Consider the following 491-nt stretch of genomic DNA (forward strand, 5'->3'; position numbering starts at 1 on the left):
TCGTGAGAACCCTGACCCTGCGCGTTCGTGCGGATGAGTGCGAACCTCCGAGTGCCCTCGAGGCCCCCGCCCGGCTCCCCGTGCAGGGTCGCGATGACCTCGTCCTCCCGCCATTTCTCGAGGTCGTAGCGGCCGCGATCCCAGATCGACACCGTGCCCGCCCCGTATTCCCCTGCCGGAATCTCACCCTCGAACCCGCCGTACTCGAGGGGATGGTCTTCGGTGCGCACGGCGAGGTGATTCTTCGCCGGATCCGTCGGCACCCCGCGCGGGAGCGCCCAGGAGGCGAGGACACCCTCGTGCTCGAGACGGAAGTCGTAGTGCAGGTTCCTGGCGTGGTGTTCCTGGATCACGAAGCCCTGCCGGTCGGGGCTCGCGGTCACGGCCCCGGTGCCTGCTTCCGGCACCGGCTCCGGGGTGCGCGCCGCCGAGCGTTTGCTGCGATACACGGCCAGCCGGTCCCCGGGGTCCGGCGCGGGGGGCGGCCCCCC

At 71.7% G+C, this 491-nt stretch carries 1 protein-coding gene; it reads right to left on the reverse strand.

Features of this window, described 5'->3' with window-relative positions; translation table 11 throughout:
• Positions 1-491, reverse strand: a 491-nt coding sequence (locus QN357_RS19255; RefSeq protein ID WP_323505437.1) for a DNA polymerase ligase N-terminal domain-containing protein, incomplete at both ends; no start/stop codon positions are given.

Origin of the sequence: Cryobacterium sp. RTC2.1 (assembly GCF_035018685.1) — a bacterium.
Classification (GTDB): Bacteria; Actinomycetota; Actinomycetes; order Actinomycetales; family Microbacteriaceae; genus Cryobacterium; species Cryobacterium glucosi.